This is a genomic window from Streptomyces sp. PL-29, assembly GCF_058344425.1.
The window spans coordinates 1882046-1893837 of record NZ_CP136996.1; the positions used below are offsets into that span (position 1 = coordinate 1882046).

Below are 11792 nucleotides of genomic sequence, written 5' to 3' on the forward strand. Positions count from 1 at the left end.
ACCTGTCCGAACCGATGCTGACACGGCGGTGGGAGGAGTAGCATCCCGCGCAACATCAACGTGATTCATGGGACACGTGGAGGATCGAAATGCGGGCGACTGCGCGGGTTCTGGTCTACAGCGACGACGCGGGCACCCGGGAGCAGGTGAGACTGGCGGCGGGCCGCCGTCCCGCCGCTGATCTGCCACCGGTGGAGTTCCTGGAGTGCGCAACGCTGCCGGCGGTCCTGACGGAGCTGGACGCGGGCGGGATCGACGTGTGCGTGCTGGACGGCGAGGCGGTCCCGGCCGGGGGCATGGGTGTGTGCCGGCAGATCAAGGACGAGATCTTCCGGTGTCCGCCGGTGCTGTTGCTGATGGGGCGCCCCCAGGACGCCTGGCTGGCCACATGGAGCCGCGCGGACGCCGCGGTGACCCTTCCGGTGGACCCGGTGGAGTTCGCGGACGCGCTGGCGGGCCTGCTGCGTTCCCGACTGTCCCTGGACGCCTAGGGCCCGCCGGCGGATCGGCCGGACGGGCCCCGGGGACCGGCCGTCAATCCGGGGCGCCGCCCGTCGCACGGGCGGGTGATCCCGAGCGGCACGTACGACGGGGAGTGAGGGCGCACGCGCCGGGAACCGCCGGGCACCAAGCGGTTCTCCGGACGCGTGCGCCCTCACCGGCCGGCCGGCGGCGCCCCGGAGGGGGACCGGGCCGGATCCTCAGACCGTGGGCCGCAGGCGGGCCTGGTCGATGGTGCTGCGGCCTTCCTGGGTGCCCTTGAGGAGGGCGCTGCCCTCGCGCCAGTCCTTCCAGTCCATGTTCCAGTCGCCGAATCCGTTGCCGAAGATGTCCATGTCGTCGCCGATGCTGTTGATCACCTGGACGATGTCGCCCTCGGTGATGTTCTCGTAGAACCAGGCGGCGTTGCCCGTGCTCATGCCGGTGCAGCCGTGGCTGACGTTGGCGTAGCCGTGAGAGCCGATGGACCAGGGCGCGGCGTGCACGTATTCACCACTCCAGGTGACGCGGGTGGCGTAGTAGACGGGCAGGTTGTAGTACTCGCTGCCGCCGATGCCGACGGTGTCCCCGCGCATCTGTACGTAGTACTGCTTCCCCAGCACCACCTTGATGCCGTTGCGGGTGGAGAACCCGGGCTTGCCGGTGGTGACCGGAATGGAATTGATCACTTCTCCGTTGCGCTTGAACGTCAGCCAGTGGGCGGCGGCGTCGGTGGTGACCTCGACCCGGTCGCCGATCTCCAGCTTCAGCGGCTTGGCGGCGGCCCCGTGGAGCTCGTCGGTGATCCTGATGCCCTCCAGGTTGCTCCGTACGGAGACGGCGGTGTTGGCGGGCCAGTAGTCCTTCGGGCGGTAGTGCAGGTGCTTGTCGTCGACCCAGTGCCAGGCGCCCTCCACCCCGGGAGGGGCATCGACGACCAGGCCGCGTTCAACGACGGCGCGGGCCGCCTTGTCCTTGACGGGCTCGTTGAGTTCGGCGGTGAGGGGCTGGCCGACGCCGTACTTGCCCTCCTCCGGGCCGAACTCGACCTTGAGGACTCCCTTGGACGGGGTGGTGTCGAAGGCCATCGTGCGCTGGCCCGGGGCACCCCTCTCGTCCTCCGTGCTCACGGTGACGGTGTAGCGCACACCTGCGGCCATGGGGACGGTGCTGTGCCACCGGTCCCCCGTGGCGCTGAGTTCGCCCGCCAGGCGGCGGCCGTGGGTGTCCACGACCGTGACGTCGGTGATCCGGCTGCCCTTGGCCTTGGCGGTGATTTCGAGGGGCCGGTTGGGGTCGACGGGCCGGCTGCCCGCCGTCTGGTTGAAGGCGACCTGCTCGCCCGCGTCGACCGGGCGGGCTGACAGCGGGTTGTCGCCGGACCCGCATGCGGTGGCGCCGGCCCCGAGGGACGCGACCAGCAGGGAGCAGCTGAGTACCGTCCAAAGACGCGGTGAGTGCTTCATGGACCCAACGCTATGAAGATATGACAATTACGGCGCGCGGGGTGACTGCAAACGAGGGGCCCGGACTCCTCCGAAGAGGTGTCCGGGCCCCACGTGGTGCGCGGCCGGGCCGCGCGCATGCTGCTTCTCGCGCCTACTGGTTGGCGTTCTCACCGCGGTAGTACTCGTACACCCAGCCCCACAGGCCGATCAGGATGATCGGGGCCGAGAAGTACATGAGCCACCAGCCGAAGACGACGCCCAGGAAGGCGAGCGCGCCACCGATGCCGAGCGAGAGCGGCTGCCAGCTGTGCGGGGAGAAGAACCCCAGCTCGCCGGCCTCGTCGGCGACGTCGGCCTCCAGGTTGTCCTGGGCCATCTCGTCGACGCGCTTGGCCGTGAAGGCCAGGTAGTAGCCGATCATGACGCTCAGGCCGAAGGCCAGGAAGAGCGCAGTGGTACCGACGGGCTCCTTCGACCACACGCCGTACACGACGGCCATGATCAGGATGAAGAAGGAGAGCCAGAGGAACATCTTGCCCTGGATCTTCACTTGCCGGCCTCCTTGCCACCGGTGACGGCCGCCTTGGCGCCGTGGTCCTCAAGGTGGTCGAGCGCCGCGATCTCCGGGTGGTGGAGGTCGAAGGCGGGCGACTCGCTACGGATGCGCGGCAGCGTGAGGAAGTTGTGCCGCGGCGGCGGGCAGGAGGTCGCCCACTCAAGCGAACGGCCGTAGCCCCACGGGTCGTCGACCTCGATCTTCTTGCCGTACTTGGCCGTCTTCCACACGTTGTAGATGAACGGCAGCATCGACAGGCCGAGCACGAAGGAGCTGATCGTGGAGATCGTGTTCAGCGTGGTGAAGCCGTCGGCCGCCAGGTAGTCGGCGTAGCGGCGCGGCATGCCCTCCGCACCCAGCCAGTGCTGGACCAGGAAGGTGCCGTGGAAGCCGATGAACAGCGTCCAGAAGGTGATCTTGCCGAGGCGCTCGTCCAGCATCTTGCCGGTGAACTTCGGCCACCAGAAGTGGAAGCCGGCGAACATCGCGAACACCACGGTGCCGAAGACGACGTAGTGGAAGTGGGCGACGACGAAGTACGAGTCGGAGACGTGGAAGTCCATCGGCGGCGAGGCCAGGATGACGCCGGTCAGACCACCGAAGGTGAAGGTGACCAGGAAGCCGATCGTCCACAGCATCGGGGTCTCGAAGGACAGTGAGCCCTTCCACATGGTGCCGATCCAGTTGAAGAACTTCACACCGGTCGGTACCGCGATCAGGAAGGTCATAAAGGAGAAGAAGGGCAGCAGCACACCGCCGGTGACGTACATGTGGTGCGCCCACACGGTCACCGAGAGGCCGGCGATCGCGATCGTCGCGGCGATCAGGCCGATGTAACCGAACATCGGCTTGCGCGAGAAGACCGGAATGATCTCCGAGACGATGCCGAAGAACGGCAGCGCGATGATGTACACCTCTGGATGTCCGAAGAACCAGAAAAGGTGTTGCCAGAGCAGTGCGCCACCGTTGGCGCTGTCGAACACGTGCGAGCCGAACTTGCGGTCGGACTCCAGCGCGAAGAGCGCGGCGGCCAGGACCGGGAAGGCGAGCAGGACCAGGACACCGGTCAGCAGCACGTTCCAGGTGAAGATCGGCATGCGGAACATCGTCATGCCCGGAGCGCGCATGCAGATGATCGTGGTGATGAAGTTGACCGAGCCGAGGATCGTACCGAAGCCGGAGAAGGCCAGACCCATGATCCACATGTCGGCGCCGATGCCCGGCGACCGGACCGCGTCCGACAGCGGGGAGTAGGCGAACCAGCCGAAGTCGGCGGCGCCGTTCGGCGTCACGAAGCCGGCCACCGCGATGGTCGAGCCGAAGAGGTACAGCCAGTACGCGAACATGTTCAGCCGCGGGAACGCCACGTCGGGCGCGCCGATCTGCAGCGGCATGATCCAGTTGGCGAAGCCCGCGAACAGCGGGGTGGCGAACATCAGCAGCATGATCGTGCCATGCATGGTGAACGCCTGGTTGAACTGCTCGTTCGACATGATCTGCGTACCCGGACGGGCCAGCTCGGCGCGCATGAAGAGCGCCAGGAGACCGCCGATGATGAAGAACACGAACGAGGTGACCAGGTACATCGTGCCGATGGTCTTGTGGTCGGTGGTGGTGAGCCACTTCACGACCACGTTGCCCGGCTGCTTGCGCCGCACCGGCAGCTCGTTCTCGTACGAGTCAGCTGCGGCGGCACCCTGGGATTCGTTGAGGATGCTCACAGTTTGTTCACTTCCGCATTCCGGGCCGGGTCGGTCTGCTGGATGCCGGCAGGGAGGAAGCCGGTCTGACCCTTCTCCGCCAGGTCCTTCAGGTACTCCTGGTACTTCTCGGGCGAGACCACCTTGACGTTGAAGAGCATCCGGGAGTGGTCGACGCCGCAGAGCTCGGCGCACTTGCCCATGAAGGTGCCCTCTTGGCTCGGGACGACCTCGAAGACGTTGGTGTGGCCCGGGATGACGTCCTGCTTGAACAGGAAGGGGACCACCCAGAAGGAGTGGATGACGTCGTTGGACGACAGGATGAAGCGGACCTTCTCACCCTTGGGGAGGACCAGGGTCGGACCCGGGTTGCCCGTCTGCGGGTTGCGGTCGCTCGGGACGCCCTTCTCGTAGACGCCCTCGGCGCCCGCCGGGAAGTCCTTGGTGAAGCGGTCCGGAATGGAGGCGAGCTCCTTGGGAACCGCACCCGCCTTCGGGGTAGCCGCGTCGCCGTCGACGTTCTCGATGTAGTTGAAGCCCCAGCTCCACTGGAAGCCGATCACGTTGATCGTGTGCGCCGGCTTCGGGGTGAGGGCGAGAAGCTTGGACTCGTCACGCGCGGTGAAGTAGAAGAGCACCGAGACGATGATGAGCGGGACGACCGTGTACAGCGCCTCGATGGGCATGTTGTACCGGGTCTGCGGGGGGACCTCCACCTTCGTCCGGCTGCGCCGGTGGAAGATGACGCTCCAGATGATCAGGCCCCACACCAGGATGCCCGTGACGAGCGCGGCCGCCCAGGATCCCTGCCACAGGGAGAGGATGCGCGGCGCCTCCTCGGTTACCGGAGTCGGCATTCCGAGGCGGGGGAAGTCTTTCCATGTATACGAGCAACCAGTGGCGGTCGCCAGGACCACGCCCGCAGTCAGCGCCTGCAGCAGCTTCCGCCGCATCGGGCGCCGCGGCGAGCGGTCGGAGCCGTAGGGACTCACGTAGCGCCTTCCCGAGAGTCTCGGCCCGCGCGGCCGGCCGCGGCCGTGTTCGGGTCGGTCGCCGGCCCTGACGCAGGCAGGGGTTTGGATGTTTATGCGGACCAAACCCTACTGGACGCTATTTGGGGTCGCGCGGGGAGGGTGCCCAACGCGCCGCTACTGCCCCCGAAGGGATGGATCCGCCGTACGGGGGACGGCGGACACGCCCCTGAATGACGGGCTCCGGGGCCCATCTGACGCCCCCTGACCTCGAACGCTCCGGGGCCGGCGCTAGCGTGGCGGGATGCCGTACTTCGACAGCGCGTCCGCCGCTCCCCTGCACCCCGTGGCCCGGCAGGCGCTGCAGGCCTCCCTGGACGAGGGCTGGGCCGATCCGGCCCGGCTGTACCGGGAGGGCAGGCGCGCGCGGTTGCTGCTGGACGCGGCGCGGGAGGCCGCCGCGGAGGCGGTGGGATGCCGCGCCGACGAGCTCGTGTTCACTCCTTCGGGGACGCACGCGGTTCACTCGGGCATCGCCGGCGCCCTCGCCGGCCGCCGACGCGTCGGCGGCCATCTGGTCGTATCGGCGGTCGAACACAGTTCTGTACTGCATGCGGCGGCGGCGCACGAGGCGCGCGGCGGGCACGTCACCGAAGTCCCCGTGGACCGCTGGGGCGCGGTGTCCCCCGCCGGGTACGCGCAGGCGCTGGCACCGGCGACGGCGCTCGCCTGCCTCCAGTCCGCCAACCACGAGGTGGGCACGGTCCAGCCGGTGGCCGAGGTGGCGGAGGTCTGCGGGGCGGCGGGGGTGCCGCTGCTGGTGGACGCGGCGCAGTCGCTGGCCTGGGGGCCCGTGGAGGGCGCCTGGTCCGTCCTGGCGGCGAGTGCGCACAAGTGGGGCGGCCCGCCCGGGGTGGGCCTGCTGGCGGTCCGCAAGGGGGTGCGCTTCGCACCCCAAGGCCCCGCGGACGAAAGGGAGTCGGGGCGCTCCCCCGGCTTCGTGAACCTTCCCGCGATCGTGGCGGCGGCGGCCTCCCTGCGGGCGGTACGAGCGGAGGCGGACGCGGAGGCGGCCCGGCTGCGGATCCTGGTGGATCGGATCCGGCGGCGGGTGGTGCGGCTCGTCCCGGACGTGGAGGTGGTCGGCCACGCGGACCGGCGGCTGCCGCACCTGGTCACCTTCTCCTGCCTGTACGTCGACGGGGAGGCGCTGCTGCACGAGCTGGACCGGGCGGGCTTCTCGGTCTCCTCGGGCTCCTCCTGCACGAGCTCCACGCTGACCCCCAGTCACGTACTGCGGGCGATGGGCGTGCTGTCGGAGGGGAACGTACGGGTGTCCCTGCCGGCGGGGACACCGGCGGCCGAGGTCAACGCCTTCCTGGAGGTGCTGCCGGGTGCGGTGGCGGGCGTACGGGAGCGGCTCGGGGTCTCGGAGGCGCCCGCGGTGGTGCCGGAGGCGGAGTCCCTCGAACTGGACGCGCTCGGGCTGCGCTGCCCGCAGCCGGTGATCGAGCTGGCCCGGGCCATCGGCCGGGTCCCGGTGGGCGGCACGGTGACCGTCCTGTCGGACGACGAGGTGGCGCGGCTGGACATCCCGGCGTGGTGCGCGATGCGCGGGCACGCGTACCTGGGCGAGAGCCCCCGTGCCGCCGGCTCCGCGTACACGGTCCGCCGCGGGGCGTAGCCGCGGCGGGGCACAGCCGCGGCGGGGCCGGATCCGACCCCGCCGCCTCCGGCCCCGGCCGCGATCCGCCGGGCGGAGCCTAGGCCAGGTGGGCGCGGACCTCGGCCGCGGCCTCTTCGCCGTAGGCCTTGGTGAAGCGCTCCATGAAGTGGGCACGGGCGAGCGTGTACTCCTGGGTGCCCAGCGTCTCGATGACGAGGGTCGCGAGCATGCAGCCGAGCTGCGCCGCGCGCTCCAGGCCGACGCCCCAGCCCAGGCCCGTCAGGAACCCGGCGCGGAAGGCGTCGCCGACACCGGTCGGGTCGACCTTCGCGTTCTCCTCGGGGCAGCCGACGACGATCGGGGCCTCGCCGGACCGCTCGATCCTGACGCCGTTGGAGCCCAGCGTGGTCACGCGGGTGCCGACCTTGGAGAGGATCTCCTCGTCCGTCCAGCCGGACTTCGACTCGATGAGGCCCTTCTCGTACTCGTTGGAGAAGAGGTAGGTCGCGCCCTCCATCAGGGTGCGGATGTTGTCGCCGTCCATGCGGGCGATCTGCTGCGAGAAGTCGGCGGCGAAGGGGATCCCCCGCGTCCGGCACTCCTCCGTGTGGCGCAGCATCGCCTCGGGGTCGTCCGCGCCGATGAGGACGAGGTCGAGGCCGCCCACGCGGTCGGCCACGGACTTCAGCTCGATCAGGCGGGCCTCGCTCATCGCGCCCGTGTAGAAGGAGCCGATCTGGTTGTGGTCGGAGTCCGTGGTGCACACGAAGCGCGCGGTGTGCAGCACCTCGGAGATGCGGACGGACTGGGTGTCGACGCCGTGCCGGTCGAGCCAGGCCCGGTACTCGTCGAAGTCGGAGCCGGCGGCTCCGACCAGGATCGGGCGGCTGCCGAGCTGCCCCATGCCGAAGCAGATGTTCGGGCCCACACCGCCCCGCCGGACGTCGAGGTTGTCGACGAGGAAGGAGAGGGAGACCGTGTGCAGCTGGTCCGCGACGAACTGGTCGGCGAAACGGCCGGGGAAGGTCATGAGGTGGTCGGTGGCGATGGAGCCGGTGACTGCGATGCGCACGGCGTGGACGCTCCTGCTGAGGACGGCGAGGGACAGTCAAAACTACCCGGTAAGTGCCCCCCGGCCGAACCCCAGGACGAACCCCAGAAACTACCCCTTAGTAGGTCTTTCTTCGCGAGAGCTCCGGTGCCTACGGTGCCCTCATGACCTATACCGACGGTTACGGCTGCTCCGAGTACACCGCCGACCGGCGCGGAGCGGAAGGCCCGGGACGGCCCGGCTTCGCCCGCCTGCTGGGGGACTGCGCCCGGATGGCCCCGCACTGGGGCGTCGAGGAGGGCCCCCGGCAGGTCCGGGTGGCTCCCTCGCAGATCCACGGGGTCAGGGTTCCGGCCGCCTCGGCCCGGCTGATCGCCTCCACCGCCGCCTACGGGGACCAGTAGGAGGGCGCCCGGAAGCCGGAGGGAACCGGTTGCGCCCCCGTTCCGTCACACCCGCATCAGACACTGCGGGACCAGTGAAGGAGCGATGCGGTGACCAGCGAAGAACCCGGCACGTCAAGCGGCACACGACGGCGGCCCGCCTGGGTCGTCGGCTCGATCACGGCCGCCGTCCTGCTCGCGGGCGGCGGCACCGCCTACTGGGCGTCCGCGGCCCAGGGGGACGGAACGGCCCGCCGGACGGGTGACAGCGCGGCATCCGCACCCCGTGACGCGGGTGACCCCTCGGGTCCGGGCATCGCGCCCGGGGAGCCGGATCCTTCGGGCGGGGGTGTGGTCTACCGGACCGATGTGAAGCTGCCCGAGGCCCCGCCGGCGGCGCCCGCCTACCGCGTGTCGGGGGAGGTCGTGCAGGCCGATGTGGCCCGGCTCGCGACGGCCCTGGGCCTCACGGGCGCCCCGCGGCTGGAGGGGGACGTCTGGCTGGCCGGTGAGGCCGCCGACGGCTCCGGGCCCCGGTTGACGGTGGCCCGTACGGCACCGGGCACCTGGAATTTCAACCGCTTCCAGGCGGGCGGCGACGCCGCGGGCAACGGCGCCGGGGACGACTGCGTGCGCGGCAAGGACACCTGCGGCCCCGCCACGCTCCCCCGGGACGCCGGTGCCGACGCGAGCGGCCGACCGGTGTCCGAGGAGGCCGCCAAGGCCGCCGCGGCTCCGGTGCTGCAGGCCGTGGGGCAGGACGGGGCCCGGCTGGACGCCCGGCTCACCCAGGGTGCGATCCGGGTGGTGACGGCCGATCCGGTGGTCGGCGGCCTGCCCACGCAGGGCTGGTCCACCCAGGTGAGCGTGGGCGCGGACGGCACGGTGGTGGGCGGCAGCGGCGAGCTGGCGGCGCCGGTCCGGGCGGCCGACCAGCAGGTGGTCGGGGCCGCGGAGGCGCTGGCCCGGCTGAACGCGCGGTCGAACGGCTCCGGCGGCACGCCGGAGCCCAGCGGCTGCGCGAGTGCGGTCCCGCTGGCGGCGGACACCCCGGTGGGCGCCTCGGAGCCGGTGCCCTGCAATCCGGAGCCCCGGCCGATGAAGCCGCCGCGGACCGAGACGGTGACGGGCGCGGTGCTCGGGCTGGCTCCGGGGACGGTCGACGGAGCACGCGGGCTGGTTCCGGCCTGGCTGTTCGAGGTGGCGGGGCGGGGCGGGGCGCCGGGTCACACGGTGGCCGAGCCGGCGTCCGCGCAGGAGAACACGCCGGGGCCGGGCGCTCGTACCGTGCCCGGCTTCTCGTACCGGGAGGCCGACCGGAAGCTGACGGTGAACTTCTGGGGCAGCGTGTGCAGCACGTACGCCGTGGAGGCGCGGGAGCAGGCCGGGTCGGTCATGGTGAAGATCACTGACACGCCGAACAAGCCGGGTCAGGCCTGCATCATGCTGGCGGAGGAGATGTCCCTGTCGGTGACCCTGAAGGAGCCGCTGGGCGACCGGAAGGTGCTGGACGCGGCGACGGGCAAGGCGCTCCCCCGGCAGTAGCGCCCCTGGGCATGCGCGAGGGCCCGCCCCGGTCGGATGCGACCGGGGCGGGCCCTCGTCGTAGGTGTGCTGCAGGCTCAGCTGAAGGAGTCGCCGCAGGCGCAGGAGCCCGTGGCGTTCGGGTTGTCGATCGTGAAGCCCTGCTTCTCGATGGTGTCGACGAAGTCGATGGAGGCGCCGCCCAGGTACGGGGCGCTCATGCGGTCCGTGACGACCTTCACACCGTCGAAGTCCTTCACGACGTCGCCGTCGAGGGAGCGCTCGTCGAAGAAGAGCTGGTAGCGCAGGCCGGAGCAGCCGCCGGGCTGGACGGCGACGCGGAGCGCCAGGTCATCGCGGCCTTCCTGCTCCAGCAGGGTCCTGACCTTCTCGGCGGCGGCGTCGGACAGGAGGATGCCGTCGCTCACAGTGGTCTTGTCGTCCTGTACGGACATCTGCATTCACTCCCGAAGTGGGCGGCTCCCCGCGGGGGCGCGGGGAAACGTCGGACTCTTGCCGTCGGTGGCAACGAGCGGGACCGCGGATTCATTCCGGGACCCGACGCTTGTTTCAGATATTCATGCTCGCACACCCCGCGCGGACGCGGGCCCGGCGAATCGGGGGCTGATGCGTCACATTGACACTATCGGCATCGTCAAACTGACGTGAAGCGGTTATGATAGATAGCGTCAAGTAGACGAGAAGTCGAAGCGATGATCCTTAAATCCCTCGTCGCAGAACAGAAAGGGTGCGTGTCGTGACCACCGCCCAGCCGTTGGACGTCCAGCCGACGCCCCTTGCCCTGCTGCTGCTCGGCCGTGAGGCCGACCCCAAGAGCGAGCGCGGGGTGGAGTGCCCCGGCGACCTGCCCTCGCCGTCCGACCCGGACCTCGTGGAGCGCGCCCGCGCGGCCAAGGAGAAGCTCGGGGACAAGGTCTTCATCCTCGGCCACCACTACCAGCGTGACGAGGTCATCGAGTTCGCCGACGTCACCGGCGACTCCTTCAAGCTGGCCAGGGACGCGGCCGCCAAGCCGGAGGCCGAGTACATCGTCTTCTGCGGCGTCCACTTCATGGCCGAGTCCGCGGACATCCTGACCTCGGACGACCAGAAGGTGGTCCTGCCGGACCTGGCCGCCGGCTGCTCGATGGCCGACATGGCCACCGCCGAACAGGTCGCGGAGTGCTGGGACGCGCTGACCGATGCCGGTATCGCCGGTGTGACGGTCCCCGTCTCGTACATGAACTCCTCCGCCGACATCAAGGCCTTCACCGGCAAGCACGGCGGCACGATCTGCACCTCGTCCAACGCGAAGAAGGCCCTGGAGTGGGCGTTCGAGCAGGGCGAGAAGGTGCTCTTCCTCCCGGACCAGCACCTGGGCCGCAACACGGCCGTCCGCGACATGGGCATGTCCCTGGACGACTGCGTGGTCTACAACCCGCACAAGCCCAACGGCGGCCTGACCGCCCAGCAGCTGCGCGACGCCAGGATGATCCTCTGGCGCGGGCACTGCTCGGTCCACGGCCGGTTCTCGGTCGACTCGGTCAACGACGTGCGCGCCCGCATCCCCGGCGTGAACGTCCTGGTCCACCCCGAGTGCAAGCACGAGGTCGTGGCGGCCGCGGACTACGTCGGCTCGACGGAGTACATCATCAAGGCCTTGGAGGCGGCCCCGGCCGGCTCCAAGTGGGCCATCGGTACCGAGCTGAACCTGGTCCGCCGTCTGGCGAATCGTTTCGCTGCCGAGGACAAGGAAGTCGTCTTCCTCGACAAGACGGTCTGCTTCTGTTCGACGATGAACCGCATCGACCTCCCGCACCTGGTGTGGACCCTGGAGTCGCTGGCCGAGGGCACCCTCGTCAACCAGATCCAGGTCGACAAGGAGACGGAGAGCTTCGCGAAGCTCGCGCTGGAGCGCATGCTCGCCCTCCCGTAGGGGCGGCGGCGGTCCGGTTGCCGGAAGGGGTGGTACCCGTGCGGGTACCACCCCTTCCGCCGTCCGGGCGGGTCGGC

The 11792-nt window shown here is 70.1% G+C and carries 11 protein-coding genes; 5 read left to right on the forward strand and 6 right to left on the reverse strand.

Going from position 1 to position 11792, the window contains the following annotated elements; all coding sequences use genetic code 11:
* Positions 1–89: 89 nt before the first annotated feature.
* On the forward strand, positions 90–491 hold the full coding sequence (locus R4Z63_RS08605) for a DNA-binding transcriptional response regulator (protein WP_037927028.1): 402 nt from the start codon (positions 90–92) through the stop codon (positions 489–491).
* Positions 492–701: 210 nt separating this feature from the next.
* On the opposite strand, the gene R4Z63_RS08610 is transcribed toward R4Z63_RS08605, so the two are convergent.
* From R4Z63_RS08610 to ctaC, 4 genes are all read right to left on the reverse strand, one after another.
* On the reverse strand, positions 702–1946 hold the full coding sequence (locus R4Z63_RS08610) for a L,D-transpeptidase (protein ID WP_384450249.1): 1245 nt from the start codon (positions 1944–1946) through the stop codon (positions 702–704).
* A 133-nt stretch (positions 1947–2079) separates the two neighbouring features.
* Positions 2080–2478, reverse strand: a complete 399-nt coding sequence (locus tag R4Z63_RS08615) for a cytochrome c oxidase subunit 4 (RefSeq protein ID WP_037927033.1) — start codon at positions 2476–2478, stop codon at positions 2080–2082.
* Positions 2475–4205 carry an aa3-type cytochrome oxidase subunit I gene (gene ctaD, locus R4Z63_RS08620; protein WP_030961596.1) on the reverse strand — a complete coding sequence of 577 codons (1731 nt, stop codon included), beginning with the start codon at positions 4203–4205 and terminating at the stop codon, positions 2475–2477. Before ctaD ends, R4Z63_RS08615 begins: the two co-directional genes overlap by 4 nt.
* Positions 4202–5176 (reverse strand): aa3-type cytochrome oxidase subunit II, encoded by a 975-nt coding sequence (gene ctaC, locus R4Z63_RS08625; protein WP_037927036.1) that lies wholly within the window; start codon positions 5174–5176, stop codon positions 4202–4204. The genes ctaD and ctaC overlap by 4 nt, the downstream gene beginning before the upstream one ends.
* Before the next feature lie 283 nt (positions 5177–5459).
* Between ctaC and R4Z63_RS08630 the strand changes: the two genes are divergently transcribed.
* The gene (locus tag R4Z63_RS08630; protein WP_384450254.1) at positions 5460–6839 is read left to right on the forward strand and encodes a cysteine desulfurase/sulfurtransferase TusA family protein; all 1380 of its coding nucleotides are present in this window, start codon (positions 5460–5462) and stop codon (positions 6837–6839) included.
* 79 nt (positions 6840–6918) lie between these two features.
* On the opposite strand, the gene R4Z63_RS08635 is transcribed toward R4Z63_RS08630, so the two are convergent.
* Complete coding sequence (locus tag R4Z63_RS08635) at positions 6919–7893, reverse strand: carbohydrate kinase family protein (protein WP_037927043.1); 975 nt, start codon at positions 7891–7893, stop codon at positions 6919–6921.
* 143 nt (positions 7894–8036) lie between these two features.
* On the opposite strand from R4Z63_RS08635, the gene R4Z63_RS08640 reads away from it, so the two are divergent.
* Positions 8037–8276: a hypothetical protein gene (locus R4Z63_RS08640; RefSeq protein ID WP_037927046.1), complete on the forward strand. Its 240-nt coding sequence runs from the start codon at positions 8037–8039 to the stop codon at positions 8274–8276.
* A 90-nt stretch (positions 8277–8366) separates the two neighbouring features.
* Positions 8367–9800 carry a hypothetical protein gene (locus R4Z63_RS08645; protein ID WP_384450257.1) on the forward strand — a complete coding sequence of 478 codons (1434 nt, stop codon included), beginning with the start codon at positions 8367–8369 and terminating at the stop codon, positions 9798–9800.
* Positions 9801–9877: 77 nt separating this feature from the next.
* Here R4Z63_RS08645 and R4Z63_RS08650 read toward each other — a convergent pair whose 3' ends face one another.
* Positions 9878–10234 carry a HesB/IscA family protein gene (locus R4Z63_RS08650; RefSeq protein ID WP_030029080.1) on the reverse strand — a complete coding sequence of 119 codons (357 nt, stop codon included), beginning with the start codon at positions 10232–10234 and terminating at the stop codon, positions 9878–9880.
* Positions 10235–10527: 293 nt separating this feature from the next.
* Here R4Z63_RS08650 and nadA point away from each other — a divergent pair, with 293 nt between their 5' ends.
* A complete protein-coding gene (gene nadA / locus R4Z63_RS08655; protein WP_037927054.1) occupies positions 10528–11715 on the forward strand; it encodes a quinolinate synthase NadA in 1188 nt (395 codons plus the stop codon).
* The last annotated feature ends 77 nt before the right edge of the window (positions 11716–11792 follow it).

Bases quoted from the DNA above. Each gene is read 5' to 3' on its own strand.
- R4Z63_RS08605 (WP_037927028.1), top strand. From the start codon at position 90: ATGCGGGCGACTGCGCGGGTTCTGGTCTACAGCGACGACGCGGGCACC.
- R4Z63_RS08610 (WP_384450249.1), bottom strand. From the start codon at position 1,946: ATGAAGCACTCACCGCGTCTTTGGACGGTACTCAGCTGCTCCCTGCTG.
- R4Z63_RS08630 (WP_384450254.1), top strand. From the start codon at position 5,460: ATGCCGTACTTCGACAGCGCGTCCGCCGCTCCCCTGCACCCCGTGGCC.
- R4Z63_RS08640 (WP_037927046.1), top strand. From the start codon at position 8,037: ATGACCTATACCGACGGTTACGGCTGCTCCGAGTACACCGCCGACCGG.
- R4Z63_RS08650 (WP_030029080.1), bottom strand. From the start codon at position 10,234: ATGTCCGTACAGGACGACAAGACCACTGTGAGCGACGGCATCCTCCTG.